General features: G+C 71.9%; 24 protein-coding genes and 1 riboswitch. Of the genes, 11 read left to right on the top strand and 13 right to left on the bottom strand.

All coding sequences use genetic code 11. The annotated features are described in order from the left end of the window. Window positions 1–36: 36 nt before the first annotated feature. A riboswitch (TPP riboswitch) is annotated at window positions 37–149 on the top strand. From thiO to ACWD0J_RS01730, 5 genes are all read left to right on the top strand, one after another. Next, on the top strand, window positions 146–1,321 hold the full coding sequence (gene thiO / locus ACWD0J_RS01750; protein WP_451493713.1) for a glycine oxidase ThiO: 1,176 nt from the start codon (window positions 146–148) through the stop codon (window positions 1,319–1,321). Its footprint overlaps the riboswitch before it by 4 nt. After that, window positions 1,318–1,518, top strand: a complete 201-nt coding sequence (thiS, locus tag ACWD0J_RS01745; protein ID WP_451493712.1) for a sulfur carrier protein ThiS — start codon at window positions 1,318–1,320, stop codon at window positions 1,516–1,518. Before thiO ends, thiS begins: the two co-directional genes overlap by 4 nt. A 3-nt stretch (window positions 1,519–1,521) precedes the next feature. Next, on the top strand, window positions 1,522–2,316 hold the full coding sequence (locus ACWD0J_RS01740; RefSeq protein ID WP_451493711.1) for a thiazole synthase: 795 nt from the start codon (window positions 1,522–1,524) through the stop codon (window positions 2,314–2,316). Between the two features lie 123 nt (window positions 2,317–2,439). Further along, on the top strand, window positions 2,440–4,380 hold the full coding sequence (gene pknB, locus ACWD0J_RS01735; RefSeq protein WP_451493710.1) for a Stk1 family PASTA domain-containing Ser/Thr kinase: 1,941 nt from the start codon (window positions 2,440–2,442) through the stop codon (window positions 4,378–4,380). 77 nt (window positions 4,381–4,457) lie between these two features. Then, window positions 4,458–5,375, top strand: coding sequence for a deoxyribonuclease IV (locus tag ACWD0J_RS01730; protein WP_451493709.1), 918 nt, complete (start codon window positions 4,458–4,460; stop codon window positions 5,373–5,375). Between the two features lie 110 nt (window positions 5,376–5,485). Here the strand turns inward: ACWD0J_RS01730 and ACWD0J_RS01725 are convergent, their stop codons facing one another. Beyond that, window positions 5,486–6,133 (bottom strand): sulfite oxidase-like oxidoreductase, encoded by a 648-nt coding sequence (locus tag ACWD0J_RS01725; RefSeq protein ID WP_451493708.1) that lies wholly within the window; start codon window positions 6,131–6,133, stop codon window positions 5,486–5,488. A 175-nt stretch (window positions 6,134–6,308) separates the two neighbouring features. Between ACWD0J_RS01725 and bfr the strand changes: the two genes are divergently transcribed. After that, window positions 6,309–6,788: a bacterioferritin gene (gene bfr / locus ACWD0J_RS01720; protein ID WP_451493707.1), complete on the top strand. Its 480-nt coding sequence runs from the start codon at window positions 6,309–6,311 to the stop codon at window positions 6,786–6,788. Window positions 6,789–6,803: 15 nt separating this feature from the next. Here bfr and ACWD0J_RS01715 read toward each other — a convergent pair whose 3' ends face one another. Further along, window positions 6,804–7,028, bottom strand: coding sequence for a (2Fe-2S)-binding protein (locus ACWD0J_RS01715; RefSeq protein WP_451493706.1), 225 nt, complete (start codon window positions 7,026–7,028; stop codon window positions 6,804–6,806). Between the two features lie 182 nt (window positions 7,029–7,210). Next, window positions 7,211–8,563, bottom strand: a complete 1,353-nt coding sequence (locus ACWD0J_RS01710; RefSeq protein WP_451493705.1) for a class II 3-deoxy-7-phosphoheptulonate synthase — start codon at window positions 8,561–8,563, stop codon at window positions 7,211–7,213. A gap of 105 nt (window positions 8,564–8,668) precedes the next feature. Between ACWD0J_RS01710 and ACWD0J_RS01705 the strand changes: the two genes are divergently transcribed. Beyond that, on the top strand, window positions 8,669–8,737 hold the full coding sequence (locus ACWD0J_RS01705) for a trp operon leader peptide (protein WP_451493851.1): 69 nt from the start codon (window positions 8,669–8,671) through the stop codon (window positions 8,735–8,737). Window positions 8,738–8,830: 93 nt separating this feature from the next. Further along, window positions 8,831–10,711, top strand: coding sequence for an anthranilate synthase family protein (locus tag ACWD0J_RS01700; RefSeq protein WP_451493704.1), 1,881 nt, complete (start codon window positions 8,831–8,833; stop codon window positions 10,709–10,711). Between the two features lie 156 nt (window positions 10,712–10,867). Here the strand turns inward: ACWD0J_RS01700 and ACWD0J_RS01695 are convergent, their stop codons facing one another. From ACWD0J_RS01695 to ACWD0J_RS01680, 4 genes are all read right to left on the bottom strand, one after another. Further along, complete coding sequence (locus ACWD0J_RS01695; protein ID WP_451493703.1) at window positions 10,868–11,896, bottom strand: 6-phosphofructokinase; 1,029 nt, start codon at window positions 11,894–11,896, stop codon at window positions 10,868–10,870. Window positions 11,897–12,005: 109 nt separating this feature from the next. Then, window positions 12,006–12,698, bottom strand: a complete 693-nt coding sequence (locus tag ACWD0J_RS01690; RefSeq protein ID WP_451493702.1) for a response regulator — start codon at window positions 12,696–12,698, stop codon at window positions 12,006–12,008. Then, entirely contained in the window at window positions 12,695–13,918 is a 1,224-nt protein-coding gene (macS, locus tag ACWD0J_RS01685; protein ID WP_451493850.1) for a MacS family sensor histidine kinase, read from the bottom strand. The genes ACWD0J_RS01690 and macS overlap by 4 nt, the downstream gene beginning before the upstream one ends. Before the next feature lie 28 nt (window positions 13,919–13,946). Beyond that, window positions 13,947–14,696: a lysophospholipid acyltransferase family protein gene (locus tag ACWD0J_RS01680; protein WP_451493849.1), complete on the bottom strand. Its 750-nt coding sequence runs from the start codon at window positions 14,694–14,696 to the stop codon at window positions 13,947–13,949. Window positions 14,697–14,856: 160 nt separating this feature from the next. Between ACWD0J_RS01680 and ACWD0J_RS01675 the strand changes: the two genes are divergently transcribed. Next, window positions 14,857–15,636 carry an alpha/beta hydrolase gene (locus ACWD0J_RS01675; RefSeq protein WP_451493848.1) on the top strand — a complete coding sequence of 260 codons (780 nt, stop codon included), beginning with the start codon at window positions 14,857–14,859 and terminating at the stop codon, window positions 15,634–15,636. After that, window positions 15,629–16,339: a hypothetical protein gene (locus ACWD0J_RS01670; RefSeq protein WP_451493701.1), complete on the top strand. Its 711-nt coding sequence runs from the start codon at window positions 15,629–15,631 to the stop codon at window positions 16,337–16,339. The genes ACWD0J_RS01675 and ACWD0J_RS01670 overlap by 8 nt, the downstream gene beginning before the upstream one ends. A 43-nt stretch (window positions 16,340–16,382) precedes the next feature. On the opposite strand, the gene ACWD0J_RS01665 is transcribed toward ACWD0J_RS01670, so the two are convergent. The 6 genes from ACWD0J_RS01665 to ACWD0J_RS01640 form a co-directional block, all read right to left on the bottom strand. After that, on the bottom strand, window positions 16,383–17,126 hold the full coding sequence (locus tag ACWD0J_RS01665; RefSeq protein ID WP_451493700.1) for an endonuclease/exonuclease/phosphatase family protein: 744 nt from the start codon (window positions 17,124–17,126) through the stop codon (window positions 16,383–16,385). A 134-nt stretch (window positions 17,127–17,260) separates the two neighbouring features. Further along, window positions 17,261–18,214 carry an ROK family glucokinase gene (locus tag ACWD0J_RS01660; RefSeq protein WP_451493699.1) on the bottom strand — a complete coding sequence of 318 codons (954 nt, stop codon included), beginning with the start codon at window positions 18,212–18,214 and terminating at the stop codon, window positions 17,261–17,263. Between the two features lie 55 nt (window positions 18,215–18,269). Beyond that, a complete protein-coding gene (locus ACWD0J_RS01655) occupies window positions 18,270–18,767 on the bottom strand; it encodes a DUF5304 domain-containing protein (protein WP_451493698.1) in 498 nt (165 codons plus the stop codon). Between the two features lie 57 nt (window positions 18,768–18,824). Continuing rightward, window positions 18,825–19,994, bottom strand: a complete 1,170-nt coding sequence (locus ACWD0J_RS01650) for an ArsA family ATPase (protein ID WP_451493697.1) — start codon at window positions 19,992–19,994, stop codon at window positions 18,825–18,827. Window positions 19,995–20,114: 120 nt separating this feature from the next. Next, entirely contained in the window at window positions 20,115–20,558 is a 444-nt protein-coding gene (locus ACWD0J_RS01645) for an SRPBCC family protein (RefSeq protein WP_451493696.1), read from the bottom strand. A 146-nt stretch (window positions 20,559–20,704) separates the two neighbouring features. Beyond that, complete coding sequence (locus ACWD0J_RS01640) at window positions 20,705–21,502, bottom strand: metallophosphoesterase family protein (RefSeq protein ID WP_451493695.1); 798 nt, start codon at window positions 21,500–21,502, stop codon at window positions 20,705–20,707. Window positions 21,503–21,816: 314 nt separating this feature from the next. On the opposite strand from ACWD0J_RS01640, the gene ACWD0J_RS01635 reads away from it, so the two are divergent. Beyond that, window positions 21,817–23,613 (top strand): AMP-dependent synthetase/ligase, encoded by a 1,797-nt coding sequence (locus tag ACWD0J_RS01635; RefSeq protein ID WP_451493694.1) that lies wholly within the window; start codon window positions 21,817–21,819, stop codon window positions 23,611–23,613. The last annotated feature ends 11 nt before the right edge of the window (window positions 23,614–23,624 follow it).

Below are 23,624 nucleotides of genomic sequence, written 5' to 3'. Positions count from 1 at the left end.
ACTGAGACGTGCGGCATCGGGCTAGGGTGGCCAACGTAGAGCACTCGCGGGAGCCCGGGCGCACCGGGCTGAGAGGGAGGCTGGCGGCCTCCGACCGTACGAACCTGATCCGGGTCATGCCGGCGAAGGGAGGAGCTGGACACCCATGTCGCGTACGTCGGATCTGCCCGACACCTTCGACGTCCTGGTCGTCGGGGGCGGGATCATCGGCCTGGTCACGGCGTGGCGGGCCGCTCAACGCGGGTTCGCCACCGCCGTCGTGGACCCCGAGCCGGGCGGCGGGGCCGCCCAGGTGGCGGCCGGGATGCTGGCCGCCGTCACCGAGCTGCACTACGGCGAGCAGACCCTGCTCGGCCTGAACCTGGAGTCGGCCCGCCGCTACCCGCACTTCGTGGCCGAACTCACCGACCTCACCGGCCAGGACCTCGGCTACCGCCGCAGCGGCACGCTCGCCGTCGCACTGGACGCCGACGACCGCGCCCATCTGCGCGAACTGCACGCCTTGCAGCGGCAGTCGGGCCTGGACTCCGAGTGGCTGTCCGGACGGGAGTGCCGGCGCCTGGAGCCGATGCTCGCGCCGGGCGTGCGCGGAGGGCTCAGAGTCGACGGGGACCACCAGATCGACCCGCGCCGCCTGGCCGCCGCGCTGGTCACCGCGTGCGAGCGCACCGGCGTGGTCTTCCACCGGTCCTGGGCCCAGCGGCTGTCGGTGGTACGGGAGCGGGCGGCCGGTGTCGTCACGCGGGAGGGGGCCGCCCTGGGCGCCGGGCAGGTGGTGCTCGCCGCGGGCAGCCTCAGCGGGCGGCTCGCGGGCGTCCCGGACGACGTAGTGCCGCCCGTACGGCCCGTGAAGGGGCAGGTGCTGCGGCTGACCGTGCCCGAGCGGTACGCGCCGTTCCTGAGCCGGACCGTGCGGGCCGTGGTCCGCGGCAGCCAGGTCTACCTGGTGCCGCGCGTGAACGGCGAACTCGTCGTCGGCGCGACCAGCGAGGAACTGGGCTGGGACACCACGGTGACCGCGGGCGGGGTGTACGAGCTGCTGCGGGACGCGCACGAGCTGGTCCCCGGGATCACCGAGCTGCCGCTCACGGAGACGCGGGCCGGGCTGCGTCCCGCCTCCCCCGACAACGCGCCGCTGCTCGGCCCGGCCGGACTGGACGGGCTGCTGCTGGCCACCGGCCACCACCGCAACGGCGTGCTGCTCACACCGGTCACCGGCGACGCCCTGGCGCACGCCCTCGTCACCGGTGAACTCCCGGAGGAAGCACGCCCCTTCACCCCCAGGCGCTTCGGCGCCGTCCGCACGGAGCAGCCCGTATGAACATCTCGGTCAACGGCGAGCGGCGGCAGGTCGACCCCGGCACCGCCCTCGACACGCTCGTCCGCTCCCTCACCGCGGCGCCCTCCGGAGTGGCCGCCGCCCTCAACGAAACCGTCGTCCCGCGCGCGCAGTGGCCGTCGACGTCCCTCTCCGAGGGGGACCGCGTCGAAGTCCTCACCGCCGTCCAAGGAGGCTGAACCATGGCCGACGATCCCTTTGTCATCGCCGGTACGTCCTTCACGTCCCGTCTGATCATGGGCACGGGCGGTGCGCCCAGCCTGGAGGTGCTGGAGCGGGCGCTGGTCGCCTCCGGCACGGAACTGACCACGGTCGCGATGCGGCGGGTCGCTCCGGACGTGCACGGTTCGGTCCTGTCGGTGCTGGGAAAGCTCGGGATCCGGGTGCTGCCGAACACCGCCGGCTGCTTCACCGCCGGGGAGGCCGTCCTCACCGCCCGTCTCGCGCGCGAGGCGCTCAGCACGGACCTGGTCAAGCTGGAGGTCATCGCCGACGAGCGGACCCTCCTGCCGGATCCGATCGAGCTGCTGGACGCCGCCGAGACGCTGGTGGACGACGGGTTCACGGTGCTGCCGTACACGAACGACGACCCCGTGCTCGCGCGGAAGCTGGAGGACGTGGGATGTGCGGCGATCATGCCGCTGGGCTCGCCGATCGGGTCGGGGCTGGGCATCCGCAACCCGCACAACTTCCAGCTGATCGTCGAGCACGCGCGCGTGCCGGTGATCCTGGACGCGGGGGCCGGTACGGCGTCGGACGCGGCGCTGGCGATGGAGCTGGGGTGTGCCGGGGTGATGCTCGCGTCCGCCGTGACGCGGGCGCAGGACCCGGAGCGGATGGCCGCGGCCATGCGGCACGCGGTGGAGGCGGGGCGGCTGGCCCGGCTGGCGGGGCGGATTCCGCGACGGCACTTCGCGCAGGCGTCGTCTCCCGGGGAGGGGCTGGCCGCGCTGGACCCGGAGCGCCCCGCGTTCTGAGCCGGCACGCGTCCGGCGTCGGCGGGTGCCGCCTTGTGGGTTGCGTCACAGGTCCGCTTCAGTCCCGCCCCGATCCTGGCCGAACCGGAGGCCGTGTCGGTGGCGGCTCGTACACTCACCTGCGTGGATACGACCCTTCAGGACCCTCTCGTCGGGCAGGTGCTCGACGGCCGCTATCGCGTCGACGCGCGGATCGCCGTCGGCGGGATGGCCACGGTCTACCGGGCCGTGGACACCCGCCTGGACCGCGTACTCGCGCTCAAGGTGATGCACCCGGCGCTCGCGGTGGACGGGTCGTTCGTCGAGCGGTTCATCCGGGAGGCGAAGTCCGTCGCCCGCCTCGCGCACCCGAACGTCGTACAGGTCTTCGACCAGGGCACCGACGGGTCGTACGTCTACCTCGCCATGGAGTACGTCTCCGGCTGCACCCTGCGTGACGTGCTGCGCGACCGCGGCGCGCTGCAGCCGAGGGCCGCGCTCGACATCCTGGAGCCCGTGCTGGCCGCGCTCGGCGCCGCGCACCGCGCCGGGTTCGTGCACCGGGACATGAAGCCGGAGAACGTGCTGATAGGGGACGACGGCCGGGTCAAGGTCGCCGACTTCGGGCTCGTACGGTCCGTGGACACGGTCACCAACACCTCCGGAACCGTGCTCGGCACGGTGTCGTACCTCGCGCCCGAGCAGATCGAGAGCGGCACCGCCGATCCCCGCGTCGACGTGTACGCGTGCGGTGTCGTCCTCTACGAGATGCTCACCGGCGAGAAGCCGCACGACGGGGACTCCCCCGCGGTGGTGCTCTACAAGCACCTCCACGAGGACGTCCCGCCGCCCTCGGCGATCGTCCCGGGCATGGCGTACGAACTGGACGAACTGGTCGCCTCCGCGACCGCCCGCAACCCCGGGATCCGGCCCTACGACGCGGTCGCGCTGCTCGCCCAGGCGCGGGAGGCGCGCGCCCGGCTGAGCCTGGACCAGCTGGACGCGGTGCCGCCGCAGGCGGTCTCCGCGGCGCACGACAACGCCGACGACCGCACGAGTGTGATCCCGCGCTCGCTCACGGTGCCGCGGTCGCTGCCGGTCGACGGGGACGAGGCCGCCGGGGACGCCGAGGCCGGCGTCCACCGCACCAGCCGTCTGGAGTCCGGGCCGCCACTGCCCCCGCGCAGCCGCACCCGCCCGCCGCGCCGGCTGGTCACGATCGTGGCCGCCGTGCTGCTGGTCCTCGGGGTCGGCGCGGGCGTCTGGTACATCAACTCCGGCCAGTTCACCAAGGTCCCGCTGCTGATCGAGAAGACCGAGGCACAGGCCAAGGACCGGCTGGAGGCGGCCGGGCTGGAGGTCGGCACCGTCGAGCACGCCTACAGCGACACCGTGAAGCGGGGCGCCGTCATCACCTCCGACCCGGCACCGGGCACCCGGATCCGGGACAACGACTCGGTGCGGCTGGTCGTCTCCGACGGCCCTCAGACCGTGAAGGTGCCCGATGTGCGGGGCTACCGGCTGGACCGGGCCAGGACCGTGCTGAAGCAGGACGGGTTGCAGCCGGGCATGGTCACCCGGGAGTTCAGCGACGACGTGGACAAGGGCTTCGTGATCTCCACCGACCCGGCGGGCGGCACCGAGCGGCGCGCGGGGTCGGCGATCGCGCTCGTCGTCAGCAAGGGCAGCCCGATCGACGTCCCGGACGTCACCGGCGAGTCCCTGGACGAGGCGAAGGCGGACCTGGAGGAGGCGGGACTGAACGTGAAGGTCGCCTCCCAGGAGGTCACCTCCGCCGAGTTCGGCAAGGGCCAGGTCGCCCGGCAGACCCCGCGGAACGGCAGCACCGCCGCCGAGGGCGACACCGTGACGCTGACGCTCTCCAAGGGCCCGGAGATGGTCGAGGTCCCGGACGTGGTCGGCGACAGCGTCGACGACGCGAAGGCCGCGCTGGAGGGCGCCGGTTTCGAGGTCGACGAGGACCGCGGGCTGCTGGGGCTGTTCGGCGACACCGTCAAGAGCCAGTCCGTGCGGGGCGGGGAGAGCGCGCCCAAGGGGTCGACGATCACGGTCACGATCCGCTGACGGCGGTGACGGCGATGGTGACGCTCACCACCGGATTCCCGGGCGGGCGGGCCCGTTCCGCATGACACCCTTGACGGGTGAAGAGTCAACAGCCCGGCACCACCACCGGAGCCCCAGAAGCCCTTGGGATCCCCGGCCCGGTGCGCAATCCCGTCGGCAGCCATGTCCCCGTGGCCGGCGGTCTGCACTCCGTGGGTCTGACGTACGCCCATGACCTGAAGGCCGAGGCCGTGCAGGTCTTCGTCGCCAACCCGCGCGGCTGGGCCACGCCCGCCGGGAACCCGCGGCAGGACGAGGAGTTCCGCGCGGTGTGCGCGGCCGAGTCGATCCCGGCGTACGTCCATGCCCCGTATCTGATCAACTTCGGCTCGCACACCGAGGCGACGGTGGAAAGGTCGGTGGAGTCGCTGCGGCACTCGCTGCGGCGCGGACGGGAGATCGGGGCGTCGGGTGTGGTCGTGCACACCGGCAGCGCGACCGGCGGCCGGGACCGGTCGGTGGCCCTGCGGCAGGTGCGGGAGCACCTGCTGCCGCTGCTCGACGAGCTGACCCATGACGACGACCCGTACCTGCTGCTGGAGTCGACCGCCGGGCAGGGCGCCTCGCTGTGCTCGCGGACCTGGGACTTCGGGCCCTACTTCGAGGCGCTGGACGCCCATCCGAAGCTCGGCGTGTGCCTGGACACCTGCCACGTCTACGCGGCCGGCCACGACCTGACCGGCCCCGCCGGCATGCACCAGACGCTGGACCTGCTGGTGGAGACGGTCGGCGAGGGCCGGCTGAAGCTGATCCACGCCAACGACTCCAAGGACGTGGTCGGCGCGCACAAGGACCGGCACGAGAACATAGGCTCCGGTCACATCGGTGAGGACCCGTTCCGCGCGCTGATGACCCACCCCGCCACCGAGGGCGTACCGCTGATCATCGAGACGCCCGGCGGCAAGGAGGGGCACGCGGCGGACGTGGAGCGGCTGAAGAAGCTCCGGGACGCCTAGCACCGGACGCACCGGACGCCGGATCGGTCTGCGGCACGCGCCAAAGGCTTCGTCGTGCCCCGAAGGGTTCACACGCCGGAGGGTCCGTCGCGCGCCGAGGGACCGGGCCCTCAGAGCTCGGGGCCCTCCCCCGGGCCTTCCTGGTAGGAGTAGCGCTGCTCCCGCCACGGATCGCCGACGTTGTGGTAGCCGCGCTCCTCCCAGAAGCCGCGGCGGTCGGCGGTCATGTACTCGATGCCGCGGACCCACTTGGGGCCCTTCCACGCGTACAGGTGGGGGACGACGAGGCGGAGCGGGAAGCCGTGTTCCGCCGTCAGCAGTTCGCCGTCCTTGTGGGTGGCGAAGATCGTGCGCTCGGCCGCGAAGTCCGCGAGACGCAGGTTGGAGCTGAAGCCGTACTCCGCCCACACCATCACATGGGTGACCGCGGGCGCGGGCGGGGCGATCTCCAGGATCGTCCGGGCGGGGATGCCGCCCCACTCGGCGCCGAGCATGCTGAACTTCGTGACGCAGTGCAGGTCACCCATGACGCTGGTGTACGGCAGGGCCGTGAACTCCTCGTGGTTCCAGCAGTGCTTGTCGCCGTCCGCGGTGGCGCCGAAGACCCGGAACTCCCAGCGCTCGGGCCGGAACTTGGGGACCGGGCCGTAGTGCGTGACCGGCCAGCCGCGCTGCACTCGCTGCCCCGGCGGAAGCGCGGAGTGCGCGGCTGCTGAAGAATCGCGTTCTCCTGACTCGCGTTCCACCGGCTGACCCATGACTCCATCCTGACAGACCCGGGCCTGTGCACAGGACCAACCCCTGCCCAAATCGGGCAATGCGAACTAAGCATGCCCTTACTTACTAAGTGAAGACTTACTGGACGATCTTCGTCGCCGATGCAATCATGCGGCGCAACCCGCCAGTTTCCCCCGGTTGGAAGGAGCCTCTGCGATGCAGGGCGACCCCGAGGTCATCGAATTCCTCAACGAGCAGCTCACCGCCGAGCTCACCGCGATCAACCAGTACTTCCTGCACGCCAAGATGCAGGAGAACTTCGGCTGGACGAAGCTCGCGAAGTACACGCGGCACGAGTCGTTCGACGAGATGAAGCACGCGGAAGTGCTCACCGACCGGATCCTCTTCCTGGACGGGCTGCCGAACTACCAGCGCCTCTTCCATGTGCGCGTGGGACAGACGGTCCGGGAGATGTTCGAGGCCGACCGGCAGATCGAGGTCGAGGCGATCGACCGGCTCAAGCGCGGCATCCAGGTGATGCGGGAGAAGGGCGACATCACGTCCGCGAACATCTTCGAGTCGATCCTGGAGGACGAGGAGCACCACATCGACTACCTCGACACCCAGCTGGAGCTCCTGGAGAAGCTCGGTGACGCGCTCTACATCGCCCAGCTGATCGAGCAGCCGGAGGGCTGATCGCAACCCGGAGGGCTAAGCGGCTTCCTTGAGGTCGGAGAGCACGGACTTCCCCTGGTCGGCGAGGTCGCGGCTCGGGCACGCGCCCCTGCCCAGAATCGCCTGGATGCGCCGTACGCACGACCCGCAGTCCGTGCCCGCCTTGCAGGCCGAGGCGATCTGGCGGGGGGTACAGGCACCGTTGTCCGCGTGGTGCTTGACCTGCGCCTCGGTCACACCGAAGCAGTTGCAGACGTACACGCGGTGCACCTCCGGACGGGATTCGTGGTCGCGCCATCCCGACCCTGGTCGGTGAGGCTAACCTAACCTTACCCGTCGCACAGGACCCGCAAAAGTGGAGTGGGGCGTGGATCGTATGTGATCCACGCCCCACTCCATGCCCCGGTAACAGGCGAACCGCTCAATTGCCTGCTACTGGCCTGCTACTGGTCGCGGTACATCTCCGCGACGAGGAACGCCAGGTCGAGGGACTGGCTGCGGTTCAGACGCGGGTCGCAGGCCGTCTCGTAGCGCTGGTGCAGGTCGTCGACGAAGATCTCGTCGCCGCCGCCGACGCACTCGGTGACGTCGTCGCCGGTGAGCTCGACGTGGATGCCGCCGGGGTGGGTGCCGAGGGCCTTGTGGACCTCGAAGAAGCCCTTGACCTCGTCGAGCACGTCGTCGAAGCGGCGGGTCTTGTGACCGGAGGCCGCCTCGTAGGTGTTGCCGTGCATCGGGTCGGTGATCCAGGCGACGGTCGCGCCGGAGGCGGTGACCTTCTCCACCAGCTCGGGCAGCTTGTCGCGGACCTTGTCGGCGCCCATGCGGACGATGAACGTCAGCCGGCCCGGCTCACGGTCCGGGTCGAGGCGCTCGATGTACTGCAGCGCCTCCTCGGCCGTGGTGGTCGGGCCGAGCTTGATGCCGATCGGGTTGCGGATCCGCGAGGCGAACTCGATGTGCGCGTGGTCCAGCTGCCGGGTGCGCTCACCGATCCACACCATGTGCGCCGACACGTCGTACAGCTGCCCGGTGCGGGAGTCGACCCGGGTCAGGGCACCCTCGTAGTCGAGCAGCAGCGCCTCGTGCGAGGAGAAGAACTCGACGGTCTTGAACTCCTCCGGGTCGGCCCCGCAGGCGTGCATGAAGTTGAGTGCCTGGTCGATCTCGCGGGCGAGCTGCTCGTAGCGCTGGCCGGACGGGGACGACTTCACGAAGTCCTGGTTCCAGGCGTGCACCTGGCGCAGGTCGGCGTAGCCGCCGGTGGTGAAGGCGCGGACCAGGTTGAGCGTGGAGGCGGAGGCGTTGTACATCCGCTTCAGCCGCTCGGGGTCCGGGATCCGGGCGGCCTCGTTGAAGTCGAAGCCGTTGACCGAGTCACCTCGGTACGTCGGCAGGGTGACGCCGTCGCGGGTCTCGGTGCTCTTGGAGCGCGGCTTGGAGTACTGGCCGGCGATCCGGCCCACCTTCACCACGGGCACGGACGCGGCGTACGTCAGCACGGCGCCCATCTGGAGCAGCGTCTTGAGCTTGTTGCGGATCTGGTCGGCGGACACCCCGTCGAAGGCTTCGGCGCAGTCGCCGCCCTGGAGCAGGAACGCCTGTCCCTTGGCGACGGCCGCCATCCGGGCGCGCAGCTGGTCGCACTCGCCCGCGAAGACGAGTGGCGGATACGACTCGAGGTCCGCGATCACTGCGCGCAGAGCCTCGGGGTCGGGGTACTCGGGCTGCTGCGCCGCGGGCAGGTCTCGCCAGGTGTTGCCAGCGCTCGCGCTGGTCTTAGCGTTCACGGTCACGCGTCCAACATTACGGGGTCGTGTCGCGCGTTCCTCCGTCTGCTCATCAAGTGAGACGCATTCCGCTCGTACGTCGTCACCGTGCGCGACCCCCGGCGGGCGTGTATGGTACGCCGCATGTTCGCGCACTCGACCAGGAACTGGTGGTGGACCGCTCATCCGGCGGCCCACTGACTGCGCGTACCCAAGACGTCGCGAAGGCCGCCCGAGGGGCGGCCTTCGGTGTGTCCGGGGGTCGTTCCTCTCTCCACGAGAAGGAAACGGACCATGCATCTGCGCGATCTACTGGCCGACCCCCGCCCGTTCGCCCTGCTCCGCAGGCGCACCCCCGGCCACGACGAGAACACGGTCGAGCTGCTGATCGGCCCGGTCACCCCGTACGACCTCCTGGCCGACCTGCCTGACGAGGGCCTCGCGCTCGTCCCCTTCCGGCAGATCCGCGAGCGCGGTTTCGACGTCCGGGACGACGGGACACCGCTGGCCGTGCTCACGCCCGAGGAGAGGTACGAACTGCCCTTGGACCTCGCTCTGGCGGAACTGCCCGCGCACGACGTCCGCGTCGAGGACAGCGGCTTCGACGTGGCCGACGAGGAGTACGCGGAGATCGTCGGGCGGGTGCTGCGGGAGGAGATCGGCGCCGGCGAGGGCGCCAACTTCGTGATCCGGCGCACGTACGAGGGCGCGATCCCCGGGTTCGGAAGGGCCGACGCCCTGGCCCTGTTCCGCCGGCTGCTGGTGGGCGAGCGAGGCGCGTACTGGACGTTCGTCGTGCACACCGGGGAGCGGACACTCGTCGGTGCCAGTCCCGAGGTGCACGTGCGGATGTCCGGCGGCACGGTCGTCATGAACCCGATCAGCGGGACGTACCGCTATCCCGCCGAGGGGCCGACGCCCGAGCACCTGCTGGACTTCCTCGCCGACGGCAAGGAGGTCGAGGAGCTGTCGATGGTCGTCGACGAGGAGCTCAAGATGATGTGCACCGTCGGTGACATGGGCGGGGTGGTGATCGGGCCCCGGCTGAAGGAGATGGCCCACCTCGCGCACACCGAGTACGAGCTGCGCGGGAAGTCCTCGCTGGACGTGCGGGAGGTGCTGAAGGAGACCATGTTCGCGGCGACCGTCACCGGGTCGCCGGCGCAGAACGCCTGCCGGGTCATCGAGCGGCACGAGGCCGGCGGGCGCGGCTACTACGCCGGAGCGCTGGCCCTGCTGGGCCGGGACCCGGGCGGCGCCCAGACCCTGGACTCCCCCATCCTCATCCGCACCGCCGACATCGACGCCGGCGGACGGCTGCGGGTGCCGGTCGGCGCCACGCTGGTGCGCGGCTCGGACCCGGCGGGCGAGGTGGCGGAGACCCACGCGAAGGCGGCGGGAGTACTGGCGGCGCTGGGGGTCCGTCCGGCACGGCCGCGTGCGGAGCACGGGCGCCCCCGGCTGGCCGACGATCCCCGGGTCCGGGCGGCGCTCGACGGGCGCCGGGCCTCGCTGGCCCCGTTCTGGCTGCGGATGCAGGAGCGCTCCGGGGAGCTGACCGGCCACGCCCTGGTCGTCGACGGGGAGGACACCTTCACGGCGATGCTCGCGCACGTGCTGCGGTCGAGCGGCCTGGAGGTGTCCGTACGGCGCTACGACGAGCCGGGGCTGCGGGAGACGGCGCTCGCGCACGAGGGGCCCGTGGTGCTGGGCCCCGGTCCGGGCGACCCGTCCGACACCGCCGATGCCAGGATGCGGTTCCTGCGCGCCCTGACCGCCGAGGTGATCCGGGAGCGACGGCACGGCGTCCTCGGCGTCTGCCTCGGGCACGAGCTGCTCGCGGCCGAGCTGGGCCTGGAGATCGTACGGAAGGCGGTCCCCCACCAGGGCGCGCAGACGGAGATCGACCTGTTCGGGCGGCGGGAGACCGTCGGCTTCTACAACAGCTTCGTGGCGCGCTGCGACGACGAGAACGCGGCGGAGCTGGCCGCGCGCGGCGTGGAGGTGAGCCGGAGTCCCTCGCACGAGGTCCACGCGCTGCGCGGCCCCGGCTTCGCGTCGGTCCAGTTCCACCCGGAGTCGGTGCTCACCCTGAACGGCGCGGCGACCGTACGGGAGCTGATGGGCGGGCTCCGCGGCAGCGGCGCGCTCTCGCCGCGGCGGCCGTCCCTGTAGCGCCTGTAGCGAGGTCGCTGCCCGTCGTGTGTACGGGCCCTGGGCCGAACACACGGTGTGTCCGGCCCAGGGCCCGGCCGGTCGGGGCCGGTCCGCCGGGTCCGCCGGGTCCGTCCGGTCCGTCCGGTCCGTCGGGTCCGCCCGGTCCGCGAGGGCTCAGCCGAAGAACACCCCGGCCTCCTCGTACAGCTTCGGGTCGACCGTCTTCAGCCGGGCCGTGGCCTCCGCGATCGGGACGCGCACGATGTCCGTGCCGCGCAGGGCGACCATCATGCCGAAATCGCCGTCCCGGACGGCGTCGATGGCATGCAGGCCGAAGCGGGTGGCGAGCCAGCGGTCGAAGGCACTGGGGGTGCCGCCGCGCTGGACGTGTCCGAGGACCGTGGTGCGGGCCTCCTTGCCGGTGCGGCGCTCGATCTCCTTGGCCAGCCACTCGCCGACGCCGGACAGCCGGACATGCCCGAAGGAGTCCAGCGACCCGTCCTTGAGGACCATGTCGCCGTCCCTCGGCATCGCGCCCTCGGCGACGACCACGATGGGGGCGTAGGACGCCCTGAAGCGGGACGTCACCCAGGCGCAGACCTGGTCCACGTCGAAGCGCTGCTCGGGGATGAGGATGACGTTCGCGCCGCCGGCCAGGCCCGAGTGGAGGGCGATCCAGCCCGCGTGCCGGCCCATCACCTCGCACACCAGGACCCGCATGTGCGATTCGGCGGTGGTGTGCAGCCGGTCGATTGCCTCGGTCGCGATGCCGACGGCGGTGTCGAAGCCGAAGGTGTAGTCGGTGGCGGACAGGTCGTTGTCGATCGTCTTCGGCACACCCACGCAGGGCACGCCGTACTCGTCGGACAGCCGGCCGGCGACGCCGAGGGTGTCCTCGCCGCCGATCACGATGAGCGCCTCGACCTGCTGCTCGGCGAGGGTCTCCTTGATCCGGCGGATGCCGCCCTCCTGCTTGAGCGGATTGGTGCGCGAGGAGCCGAGGATGGTGCCGCCGCGCGGCAGGATGCCGCGCACCGCGGGGATGTCGAGGCGCACGGTGTCGTTCTTGAGCGGCCCCCGCCAGCCGTCCCGGAAGCCGACGAAGCCGTAGCCGTACTCCTGCACGCCCTTGCGGACGATGGCCCGGATGACGGCGTTGAGCCCGGGGCAGTCGCCGCCTCCGGTCAGTACTCCGACGCGCATGGAATTGTCCCTTCGCCAGGGTTGCCTGCCGCAGGTCACGCTAATGGTGACGCAGGTCACTTCGGCATGGGTGGGACGGTCAATTCCGTTGAAACATCGGGGGGTTGATCTACTCGTCGTCGAGTCCGCGTTCTATGGCGTACCGCACGAGCTCCACCCGGTTGTGCAGCTGGAGCTTGCCGAGGGTGTTCTGGACGTGGTTCTGGACCGTGCGGTGGGAGATGACCAGGCGTTCGGCGATCTGCTTGTAGCTCAGGCCCTTGGCGACCAGGCGCAGCACCTCGGTCTCGCGCTCGGTGAGCTGCGGGGCCTTGGGCCGGTCGGTGTCCGTGGGGGCGGGGGCGGGCTCGGACGCCAGGCGCCGGTACTCGCCGAGGACCAGTCCGGCCAGGCCCGGCGTGAAGACCGGATCGCCGACGGCCGTACGGCGGACCGCGTCGAGCAGTTCCTCCGTGGAGGCCGACTTCAGCAGATAGCCGGTCGCGCCCGACTTCACGGCCTCCAGTACGTCGGCGTGCTCGCCGCTCGCCGACAGCACCAGGACCCGCAGTGCCGGGTTGGCCGCGACGAGTTCCTTGCACACCTGGACGCCGGGCTTCGCGGGCAGGTTCAGGTCGAGCACCAGCACGTCGGGCGCGACGGCCTTGGCGCGGCGGACCGCCTGCTCGCCGTCGCCCGCGGTGGCGACCACGTCGAAGCCCGACTCGCCCAGGTCGCGGGCGACGGCGTCGCGCCACATGGGGTGGTCGTCGACCACCATGACCCTGATCGGTCCCCGCCGGCCCTCGTTGCCGTCCGTCATCGCTGCTCCGCCTTCCCCCGTGAGGAGCGTGTCTCCTTCGGTACTTTCAGTTCGACCTCCGTGCCCTGACCGGGCACCGAGATCAGTTCGGCGCTGCCGCCGAGTTCACGCAGCCGGCCCCGGATCGACAGGGCCACGCCGAGCCGGCCCTCGCCCTCGGCCTGGGCGAGCCGGCCCTCGGGGATGCCGGGTCCGTCGTCCCGCACGGTCACGATCACCTCGTCCGGCTCGTCCTCGACGAGGATCCAGGCGCGCGCCTGCTCGCCCGCGTGTCTGCGTACGTTGTCCAGGGCGGCGCCGACCGCGGCGGCCAGCTCCCTCGCCGCGGCCGGGGGCAGCGGCACGGGGGCGCCGGGCTCGGCGAGGCTCACCCTCGCGGCGGCGTACCGGGCCAGCAGGGAACGCAGGTCGACCGGCCCGTCGTCGTCGGGCTCCTCGACCGTGCGGACGACGGCTCCCTGGGCCTGGTCCTCCGACACCCGGGAGGGGGGAACCAGCCCGCCGGAGACCAGGGTGCGCAGGGCGACCTCCTGCTCGCCGGCCATCCGGCCCAGCTCGGCCGCCTCGCCGCCGATGACGGCGCCGCGCCGCTGCACCATCGCCAGCACCTGGAGCACGCTGTCGTGGATGTCCCGGGCCAGCCGCTCCCGCTCCCGCGTCGTGGCCTCGATCTCCAGGGCGCGGGCGAGGGTGCGCTCGGAGGCGCGGGCGACCTCGACGACGTATCCGATCGCGATGGAGGCGACCCAGACGAGGATCACGTTGTGGACGGTGTCGCGGGCGGGGGCGCCGCGTTCGATCAGGTTGGCGACGGCGACCGCGGTGGAGGCGACGGCCGCCCAGCGCCAGCCGCCCTTGACGGCGAAGGCCAGCACGGCGCCCGCGGTCCATATCGACGGCAGGGTGGGGCCGCCCTCCTCGATCCGCGCGGGGGCGTCGGCGAGGGGCGTGAGCAGGATCCCGGTGAGCGCCACGGTGAGGTCGGCGGCGAGGAACCGCTTGGTGCACGCCTGCGCGTTCGCGAGCCGGGGCAGGGTGGCCAGGGTCCAGCCGCACAGCACGACGTAGTACGCGATGGCCACCTCGGGGCGGGTGAACTCGTCGTACGCGGTGGCGAACAGGCCGACCGCGTACAGCATCGTGAGCACCCGGTACGCCGTGAGCGCGCGCCACAGCGGCAGCTCGACCGACATCCTCATGACCCGCTCGCGCTCGGCCAACTCCCCCACCCCCCGGTCCGGCCCCACCCTAGGGCTCGGACCGCTCCTTCTCCGCCCGTTCCTTCTCCGCCTGCGCCAGTGCGGCCCGGGCCGCCTTCGCCGCCTTCGCCGCGTCCGCGATCCGCCGCTTGGCGGCGGTCGCGTAGATGTCGACGTACTCCTGGCCGGAGAGCTTCATGATCTCGTACATGACCTCGTCGGTCAGGGCGCGCAGCACGAAGCGGTCGTGCTCCATGCCCTGGTAGCGGCTGAAGTCCAGTGGCTCGCCGATGCGGATGCCCGGCCGCATCAGCTTCGGCACGACCTGGCCGGGCGGCTGGATCTTCTCCGTGTCGATCATGGCGACCGGTATCACCGGCGCGCCGCTGGCCAGCGCCACCCGCGCCAGGCCGCCGGGCTTGCCCCGGTACAGACGCCCGTCGGGCGAGCGGGTGCCCTCCGGGTAGATCCCGAACAGCTCACCGCGCTCCAGCACCTCCATGCCGCTCCTGATGGCCGCCTCACCGGCGCCGCGCGCGCCGGAGCGGTCCACCGGGAGCTGCCCCATGCCCTTGAAGAACGCGGCCGTCAGCCGCCCCTTGACGCCGGGCGTGGTGAAGTACTCGGCCTTCGCGATGAAGGTGACCTTGCGGTCGAGGACCGCGGGCAGGAAGAACGAGTCGGAGAACGACAGGTGGTTGCTCGCCAGGATGGCGGGGCCCTCGGCGGGAATGTTCTCCAGGCCTTCCACCCAGGGCCTGAAGGCGACCTTCAGCGGCCCTCCGATGGCGACCTTCATCGTGCCGTACAACAACCGAGTGCCTCCTGTGTATGTCGGTCAGACCTTAACCCGGGGCACTGTCAAAGGCTCCGACGGCCCTGGTCGGTGTCAGTGCGGTCGCGTACGGTGAAGCACACCTGGACTCGTTCACGCCCTTCTCATGAACAGGAGACCGAAGGTGCCGGTCCTCCCTGGAGCCGAGCCGTTCCGCCACGAGGGCGGGGAGACGGGGGTCCTCCTCTGTCACGGCTTCACCGGTTCCCCCCAGTCGCTGCGCCCCTGGGCGGAGTATCTGGCCGAGCGCGGTCTGACCGTCTCGCTGCCCCTGCTGCCCGGCCACGGCACCCGGTGGGAGGACATGCAGCTCACCGGCTGGCAGGACTGGTACGCCGAGGTGGACCGCGAGCTGCGCGCCCTGCGCGAGCGCTGCCCGCGGGTCTTCGTGGCGGGCCTGTCGATGGGCGCCACGCTGGCGCTCCGGCTGGCCGCCCGGCACGGGGACGCGGTCAGCGGTGTCGTGGTCGTCAATCCGGCGAACCGGATGCACGGCCTGGCCGCGCACTCCCTCCCGGTGGTCCGCCACCTCGTCCGCACGACGAGGGGCATCGCGAGCGACATCGCCAAGCAGGGCAGCACCGAGCTGGGGTACGACCGGGTGCCGCTGCACGCCGCGCACTCCCTGCGGACCTTCTTCCGGCTGGTCGACGGCGAGCTTCCGCAGGTCACCCAGCCGCTGCTGCTCCTGCGCAGCGCCCAGGACCACGTGGTGCCGGGGGCCGACTCCGCCCGGGTGCTGAGCCGCGTCTCGTCCACGGACGTACAGGAGATCGTGCTGGAACAGAGTTACCACGTCGCGACGTTGGACCACGAGGCGGACCGGATCTTCGAGGAGAGCTACGCGTTCATCGGCCGGCTCGCCCCCAGCAGCGCCAACGAAGGGACGGTCGCACGTGGCTGAGCACGACTCCGACCGCGAGGAGCGCGAGGAGCGCGAGCCCGAGGAGCAGAACGTCCCGTTCGACGAGGACGCCGCGTGGGCGGCCATCGTCGCCGGATACGGCGAGGAACCGCCCGACCCGCCGGGTGCCAAGCCCTTCAAGTCGGTCGAGGACCTGGCCCTGCTGGAGACCGAGACCAACGACAGCGGTCCCCGGGGGGCCGGGGACACCCTGGAGGCCACGGAGACCAGAGAGTCCAAGGAGGCCACGGCGTCCGAGGCGACGGGGTCCGGACCGAAGGAGCCCGGGCCGAAGGAGCCCGAGTCCGAGGGGCCCGGGGAGGAGAGGCCCGCGAAGCCGCTGGGCGGTTCCGTCTCCTTCGCGCCCGGCGTCGGCCCGCGGGACTACAGCTTGCCGGAGCCGGCCGACGGGGACGCCCAGGGCGCCCAGGACGACGAGGACGCCGAGGACGACGACGAGGGGCACTTCGTCCCGCCGGAGCCGCCACCGCTGCCCACCGGCGACACCACCGCGAAGTTCGCCTGGCTCGGGGTGCTCGGCGGGCCGGTGCTGCTCCTGCTGGCGGTCCTGCTCGGCTGGGAGATGACCTGGTGGCTGACCACGGTCAGCATCGGCGGCTTCCTGGGCGGCTTCGCCACGCTGGTGATGCGGATGCGCCCGGACGACGAGGACGACGACCCGGGACGCGGAGCCGTCGTATAGACCGTCGCCCGGGTCGGTCGTATGGACCGCCGCCCGGGTCGGCTCAGAGCGCCGGAATCCTGAGGGCGGCCAGCACCGGAAGGTGGTCCGTGGCCGCCCTCAGGTCGGTCTCCGTGACCCCGGGGTGGCCCAGCGGCACCCCGCACCCCAGCACCTCGACGCCCTTCGTCGCGAAGATCGCGTCGATGCGGCGGCGGGGTTCGGCGGGCCAGGTGTGTTCACTGCCCCAGGGGGCGGTGGCCCAGCAGTCCTGGAGGCTCTCGGCGAGCCGGGCGAAGGTGGGACCGCCGGGCGGCTCGTTCAGGTCGCCGCCCGCGACGGCGTGTTCCACGCCCATCCCGGCGAGCCGGTCCAGGAGCATGCCGCCCTGGGCGTACCGCTCGTCCTTCCGCAGCGAGAGGTGGCAGCTCAGCACGCCGACCCGGACGCCGCCGAACCGGACGACGGCGGTCGCGAAACCGCGTCGGTGCTGGCCGGGGGTGAGCGGCAGCAGCACGTCCTCGGCGCGTTCGACGGTGGCCCGGAGCGTGCACAGGAGCGCCGGTCCCGCGGCCGTGCCGCCCCCGGAGAGGACCACCTGGCCGGACGCAGCGGCGAGCCGGGCCAGCTTCTTGCGCCAGCGGAAGAAACGGGGGGCTTCCTGGACCAGGACCAGGTCGGGCTCGCAGGCGGTGATGACCCGGGCGAGGGCGTCGGTGTCGTCGCGCATCGAGCGGATGTTGTAGCTGAGGACGCGGAGGACGGCCGAACCGTCTGGCTCGGTACGGGAGTTGGGGAGCGGCGTCATGTGGATCAATGTACGCCGACGGCACGGGGGCAATTGTCCGTTTGCGGCTGCGCGTGCGAGTGCGTCGTGGTCGCGCGCGCCGTTCCCCGCGCCCTTTCGGGCGCGGGGAACCCGCGTATCTCGCGAAGGTGCCGTTACATGACCGGGTCGGGCTCGCGGGCCAGGTCGGCCGCGCCGACCAGGCCCGCCTTGTTGCCCAGCTGGGCGGCGATGACATCCGCCACCGGGCGCCAGTTCCCGCCGACCAGCCACCGCTTGTACGACTTGCGGATCGGGTCGAGGACCAGTTCGCCCTCGTCCGAGAGGCCGCCACCGACGATGAAGGCGGACGGGTCGAACAGGGAGGCCAGGTCCGCGAGGCCGGCGCCGGCCCAGCGGGCGAGCTCGCGGTAGGAGTCGACGGCGACCGGGTCGCCCTGGCGGGCGGCCATGGAGATGTGCTTGCCCTCGATGCCGTCGGGGGTGCCGTCGCCCAGGCCGAGGAGCGTCTCCGCGTTCTCGGGGGTGGCGTTGGCGCGCTGCTTGGCGTACCGGACGAGGGCGCGCCCGGAGGCGTACTGCTCCCAGCAGCCCTGTGAGCCGCAGCCGCACAGCAGCCCGTCCGGCACCATGCGGATGTGGCCGAACTCGGCGGCCACGCCGAAGTGGCCGCGGCGCAGCTTGTTGCCGATGATGATGCCGCCGCCGAGGCCGGTGCCGAGCGTGATGCAGATGACGTTGCGGTGGCCCTTGCCGCCGCCGAAGCGGTACTCGCCCCACGCGGCGGCGTTGGCGTCGTTCTCCACGACCACCGGGAGGCCCACGCGGGCCTGGACCTTCTCCTTGAGCGGCTCCTGGCGCCAGTCGATGTTCGGCGCGAAGTAGACCGTGGAGCGCTGACGGTCGACGTATCCGGCGGCACCGATGCCCACGCCGACGATCTCGTGCCCGGCGCGCGCGCCCTCCACCGCCGAGGCGATGGCGTCCACGATGCCCTCCGGCGTGCCCGGGGTCGGCACCTTGTGGGTCGAGAGGATGTTGCCTTCCTCATCGACCACACCGGCCGCGATCTTCGTGCCGCCGATATCGACGCCGATGGTGAGTCCCATGAATCCCTCAGTTTCGGTCGAGCCCCGCTACGGCCAACCGTACCCGAGGGGGCCGTCAGTCCACGTCGATGCGTTCCCCCGGGCCGGGCTCGTCGCCCTTGTCGTCGGGGCGTTCGTCCAGGTCACGCAGGTCCTTCTCCCGGCTGGTCCAGCGTCGCTCCTGCGCCTGGACGGCCGACCGGTACGCGGCCAGCAGCTCGTTGCCCGCGGCGGCCAGATGGTCGAAGATGTCCGGATTGCGCTCGATCACCGGTTCGACGGCGGCCTTGGCCTGCTGGACGACCTGCTTCACCACCTGCTGGGCGGCCGGCCCGGCGACCGCCCCGAGCAGCGGGGACTGGAAACCGGACAGCCTGTCCGCGACGGTGTCGACGAGCCTGCGCAGTTCCTCGGCCGCCGAGCCCGGCGGCGAGCCCTGCTCGGTGCGGCGGCGGGCCTTCTCCGCCGCGAGGTCCTCGGCGCACGCCGTCGCCCAGGCGTCGGCGTCGGTCGCCCGCACCTCGTCGCCGGCCTCCTGCTCGCCGGCCTCGGACGGAGGGAGCTCTTCGCTCATGACGGACTCCTGACTACGGTTCGTCCCTACGACGTTACCCGAACGGGCGCACCGGGTTCATCGTGTCCGCGGCCAGAGATCCGGGTCCGGCGCGAACCGGACGCGCAGTTCGTCCTCGCGCAAGGCGGCGCCCGCGACGGTGCAGCGGCGCAGGGCGGACGGCAGCGGGACGATCCGGCGGAACCGGCCGGCGCCGACGACGAGTTCGTCGCCGCGCCGGACGAGGTCCAGTTCGTCCCGCAGGGCGCCGGGCAGCGGGATGTGCCAGACCAGCACCCCGTCCTCGGCGAGCCGGTCGGTGACGGGCCACTCGACGGTGGAGGTGGTGCCGTCGACCGCGGGGACGGCCAGCGCGGTGAGGTCGTCGGTGCCGCGCGGGTCGTGGCCGAGATGAGCGACGGTCCGCACGTCGTACGACCCCCGCCACTCGTCCAGGGTCTTGCGCTGCTGCGCGATCAGGCCGGCCGACCAGGTGTCCCGCGCGGCCTCGGGCAGGATCCGGCTGGCGACCAGCACGTCGGGGCGCAGGCCGCGCAGGGCGAGGGCGAGGCCGGCCTCGCGGACCGCGTCGGCGCCGGCCGGACCGGGTGCGGCGACCAGCCGTACGACGGTGTCGCGGTCGGCGAGGACCGCCTCGACGGCCGCGAGCTCCACGTCCCAGCGGGCGGCGGTCTCGTACAGCCACTCCGCGGGCATGGGCACGCCGGCCAGCCGGCCGAGGACGGGACGCAGGGCGCGGGCCGCCTGCCGCTCGGGCGGGAGCAGCCGGCGCAGGTAGCGGCGCAGTTCCTCCGGGAGGGTGAGGAGGGCGAGCGCGTGCGGGCTGGGCGGAAGGTCGACGACGACGAGGTCGTGGGACTCGGCGAGGGCGGCGTCGCGCAGGGCGCGGAGCAGCGAGAGTTCCTCGGCGCCGGGCAGGGGGGTGACCTCTTCGGGGTCCAGTCGGGAGGCGCCGAGCAGGTCGAGGGCGGCGGTGGCGCGGGACTGGAACGCGGTCAGGTCGTCCCGGAAGCGGGCGGCCGCGTCCGGGCGCCAGGCCGTGAGGTGGGGCGCGACCTGCCGGGGAGCCGGGCCCGTCGCCGTACCCAGGGCCGCGCCGAGCGTGTCGGTGCGGTCGGCACCGAGGACGAGGGTGCGGGTGCCCGCGCGGGCGGCGGCGAGTGCGGTGGCGGCGGCGACGGTGGTACGACCGCTGCCGCCGGGGCCCGTGATCAGGATGGTGCGCATGGGGGTGAACCGTAACCGAGGCGGGGGCACCGACGCGTACTGCCGGACACCGGGCGCAGCGGGCCCCTGCTTCCGTCCCTGCTTCTGCCGTCCCTGCTTCTTCTGTCCCCGCTCCGGTCCCTACTTCTCTCCGGACTCGACGCGCTTCTTCAGTCCCGCCAGGGCCCGGTCGATGATGACCTTCTCCGCCTTGCGCTTGATCATGCCGAGCATCGGGATCTTGACGTCGACCGTGAGCCGGTAGGTGACCTCGGTCGCTCCCGCGCCCGCCGGCCTGAGGAGGTAGGAACCGTCGAGCGAGCGCAGCATCTGGGACTTGACCAGGGTCCAGGAGACCTCGTGGGCGCCGGTCCAGGTGTAGGCGAGGACCTGGTCGTCCTTGATCGCCCCGGCGTCCATGACCAGCCGGACCTGCTCGGCGCGCCCCTGGCCGTCCGTCGCCAGGACCTCCGCCTCCTTCACCTCGCCGGTCCAGTCCGGGTAGCGGGCGAAGTCGGCGATCACCCCCATGACCTCGGCCGGTGCCGCCTCGATCGTGATGCTCGAACTGGTGTGTTCCGCCATCGCCGTGGCTCCTCCAGAAGCGGGCCGGTACTCAGGTCCCGTGCGCAGGCCGGCCTGCGCAGGTGTGTGCAGGTGTGTGCAGCGTGAAGGCTACCGCGCGCCCGACCAGCCGAGTTCACCGCCGTCCGGCCACCGCCGGGAAACACTCACCATTCCAGCGCCCAGGGCTTCCCGCTGCCGGCGAAGTGCCCCACGTTCACGCATTCGGTCGACCCGATCCGCATCCGCCGCACCAGCGGCTGGTGGACGTGGCCGAAGAGCGCGTACCGGGGCCGGGTCCGGCGAACGGCCTCCAGCAGCGCCCGGCTGCCCCGCTCGAAGCGGCGCGCCACGGTGTCGTAGACCAGCTCGGGCACCTCCGGCGGGATGTGCGTGCACAGCACGTCGACCTCGCCCACCGCCTCGATCTTCGCCGCGTACTCCTCGTCGCTGATCTCGTACGGCGTCCGCATCGGCGTCCGCAGTCCGCCGCCGACGAAGCCGAAGACCCGGCCGCCGATCTCCGCCCGCTGCCCGTCGAGCACGGTCGTGCCGGGACCGGCGTACTCCGGCCAGAGCGCGGGGATGTCGACGTTGCCGTAGGTGGCGTACGTCGGGGTGGGGAACGCCGCGAACAGCTCGGCGTACTGCTTGCGCACCGCCTTCTCGATCACCTTCGCCCGGTCGCCGCCGATCCCCGCCCACAGCTGGGTCCCGAACGCGCGGGCCTCCTCGAAACGGCGGGCGGTGCGCAGTGCGACGATGCGGTGGGCGTTCTCGGCCCCGAAGAGGTCGGGGAAGATCCCCCGCGAGTGATCGGCGTAGTCGAGGAAGAGGACGAGGTCGCCCAGGCAGATCAGGGCGTCCGCGCCCTCGCCGGCTCTGGCCAGGTCACGGGCGTTGCCGTGCACGTCGCTGACCACATGTACGCGGGTCCTGCCGTCACCGGCCGGTGTGGGTGCCATGACGATCAAGCGTAGGGGTGTGCGGCATACGTGAACAGTGGCGGCCGGACTTGCGGTTACTGGCCAGTCACTTAGCCCGTGGACTACTGTGCGCGAAGAAAGTCCCATCCGTGTGACGCAGCGAACATCTCGCCGGACCCCCCTGTCGAAGAACCCATACCGGCGGGTAACGTCCGGGCAGTCCAGTCGTGCTCAGGATTCAACCACCGGGTCCGAGGCCCGGGGGTGAAGCCCTTGAGCACCTGCCCGAGCCGTGGACCGACCGTCGCATCACACCACGTCGTGGCGCCGGCGCCCTATGAGGAGCAGCAGTCTTGCGCGAGTTCAGCCTTCCGGCTTTGTACGAGGTCCCTGCGGACGGCAACCTCACCGACATCGTCCGCAGAAACGCCGCGCAGCACCCGGACGTCGCCGTCATCGCCCGCAAGGTGGGCGGTGCCTGGCAGGACGTGACGGCCACCGCGTTCCTGGCCGAGGTGCAGGCCGCCGCGAAGGGCCTCATCGCCTCCGGTGTGCAGCCGGGCGACCGGGTCGGCCTGATGTCCCGCACCCGCTACGAGTGGACCCTGCTGGACTTCGCGATCTGGTGCGCGGGCGCGGTCACCGTGCCGGTGTACGAGACCAGTTCGGCCGAGCAGGTCCAGTGGATCCTCGGCGACTCGGGCGCCACCGCCTGCGTCGTCGAACTGGACGGCCACGCGGCGGCCGTCGAGTCGGTGCGCGACGGTCTGCCCGCCCTCAAGCACGTCTGGCAGATCGAGGCCGGCGGGGTGGAGGAGCTGGGGCGCCTGGGGCAGGACGTCACCGACGAGGCCCTGGAGGAGCGCGGTTCGCTCGCCAAGGCCGACGACCCGGCGACCATCGTGTACACCAGCGGCACCACCGGGCGCCCCAAGGGCTGTGTGCTCACCCACCGCAGCTTCTTCGCCGAGTGCGGCAACGTCGTCGAACGGCTGCGGCCGCTGTTCCGCACCGGCGAGTGTTCCGTGCTGCTCTTCCTGCCGCTCGCGCACGTCTTCGGCCGCCTCGTCCAGGTCGCGCCGATGATGGCGCCGATCAAGCTGGGCACCGTCCCGGACATCAAGAACCTCACCGACGAGCTGGCCTCGTTCCGGCCGACGCTGATCCTGGGCGTGCCGCGCGTCTTCGAGAAGGTCTACAACTCGGCGCGGGCCAAGGCCCAGGCGGACGGCAAGGGCAGGATCTTCGACAAGGCCGCGGACACCGCGATCGCGTACAGCAAGGCGCTGGACACCCCGTCGGGCCCGTCCCTGGGCCTGCGGATCAAACACCGGACCTTCGACAAACTCGTCTACAGCAAGCTGCGCGCGGTGCTCGGCGGCAAGGGCGAGTACGCCATCTCCGGCGGCGCCCCGCTGGGCGAGCGCCTGGGGCACTTCTTCCGCGGTATCGGCTTCACCGTCCTGGAGGGCTACGGCCTGACCGAGTCGTGCGCCGCGACCGCCTTCAACCCCTGGGACCGGCAGAAGATCGGCACGGTCGGCCAGCCGCTGCCCGGCTCGGTCGTGCGGATCGCGGACGACGGCGAGGTGCTGCTGCACGGCGAGCACCTGTTCACGGGGTACTGGAACAACGAGGCCGCGACCGCCGAGGCGCTGGCCGACGGCTGGTTCCACACCGGTGACATCGGCACCCTCGACGAGGACGGCTACCTCCGGATCACCGGCCGCAAGAAGGAGATCATCGTCACCGCGGGCGGCAAGAACGTGGCCCCGGCCGTGATCGAGGACCGGATCCGGGCGCACGCGCTGGTCGCGGAGTGCATGGTGGTCGGCGACGGGCGGCCGTTCGTGGGCGCGCTGGTCACCGTCGACGAGGAGTTCCTCGGCCGCTGGGCCGCCGAGCACGGCAAGCCGGCGGGCTCCACCGCGGCGTCGCTGCGCGATGACGCGGACCTGAACGCGGCGATCCAGGCCGCGGTCGACGACGGCAACGCCGCGGTGTCGAAGGCGGAATCGGTGCGGAAGTTCCGCATTCTCCCCTCCCAATTCACGGAGGACTCGGGCCACCTCACGCCGTCCCTGAAGCTGAAGCGCAACGTGGTCGCGAAGGACTACGCGGCCGAGATCGAGGCCATCTACCAGAAGTAGAGCGGCCCCTG

It is taken from the genome of Streptomyces sp. NPDC003011 (genome assembly GCF_053591515.1).
This window is presented reverse-complemented; position numbering and strand designations above follow the sequence as displayed.

Bases quoted from the DNA above. Each gene is read 5' to 3' on its own strand.
- ACWD0J_RS01650 (WP_451493697.1), bottom strand. From the start codon at position 19,994: ATGCGCACCATCCTGATCACGGGCCCCGGCGGCAGCGGTCGTACCACC.
- ACWD0J_RS01725 (WP_451493708.1), bottom strand. From the start codon at position 6,133: ATGGGTCAGCCGGTGGAACGCGAGTCAGGAGAACGCGATTCTTCAGCA.
- ACWD0J_RS01640 (WP_451493695.1), bottom strand. From the start codon at position 21,502: ATGGCACCCACACCGGCCGGTGACGGCAGGACCCGCGTACATGTGGTC.
- ACWD0J_RS01660 (WP_451493699.1), bottom strand. From the start codon at position 18,214: ATGGGACTCACCATCGGCGTCGATATCGGCGGCACGAAGATCGCGGCC.
- ACWD0J_RS01700 (WP_451493704.1), top strand. From the start codon at position 8,831: ATGCATCTGCGCGATCTACTGGCCGACCCCCGCCCGTTCGCCCTGCTC.
- thiS (WP_451493712.1), top strand. From the start codon at position 1,318: ATGAACATCTCGGTCAACGGCGAGCGGCGGCAGGTCGACCCCGGCACC.
- ACWD0J_RS01680 (WP_451493849.1), bottom strand. From the start codon at position 14,696: ATGAAGGTCGCCATCGGAGGGCCGCTGAAGGTCGCCTTCAGGCCCTGG.
- thiO (WP_451493713.1), top strand. From the start codon at position 146: ATGTCGCGTACGTCGGATCTGCCCGACACCTTCGACGTCCTGGTCGTC.
- ACWD0J_RS01665 (WP_451493700.1), bottom strand. From the start codon at position 17,126: ATGACGCCGCTCCCCAACTCCCGTACCGAGCCAGACGGTTCGGCCGTC.
- ACWD0J_RS01655 (WP_451493698.1), bottom strand. From the start codon at position 18,767: ATGAGCGAAGAGCTCCCTCCGTCCGAGGCCGGCGAGCAGGAGGCCGGC.
- ACWD0J_RS01695 (WP_451493703.1), bottom strand. From the start codon at position 11,896: ATGCGCGTCGGAGTACTGACCGGAGGCGGCGACTGCCCCGGGCTCAAC.
- ACWD0J_RS01645 (WP_451493696.1), bottom strand. From the start codon at position 20,558: ATGGCGGAACACACCAGTTCGAGCATCACGATCGAGGCGGCACCGGCC.
- ACWD0J_RS01690 (WP_451493702.1), bottom strand. From the start codon at position 12,698: ATGACGGACGGCAACGAGGGCCGGCGGGGACCGATCAGGGTCATGGTG.
- ACWD0J_RS01740 (WP_451493711.1), top strand. From the start codon at position 1,522: ATGGCCGACGATCCCTTTGTCATCGCCGGTACGTCCTTCACGTCCCGT.
- bfr (WP_451493707.1), top strand. From the start codon at position 6,309: ATGCAGGGCGACCCCGAGGTCATCGAATTCCTCAACGAGCAGCTCACC.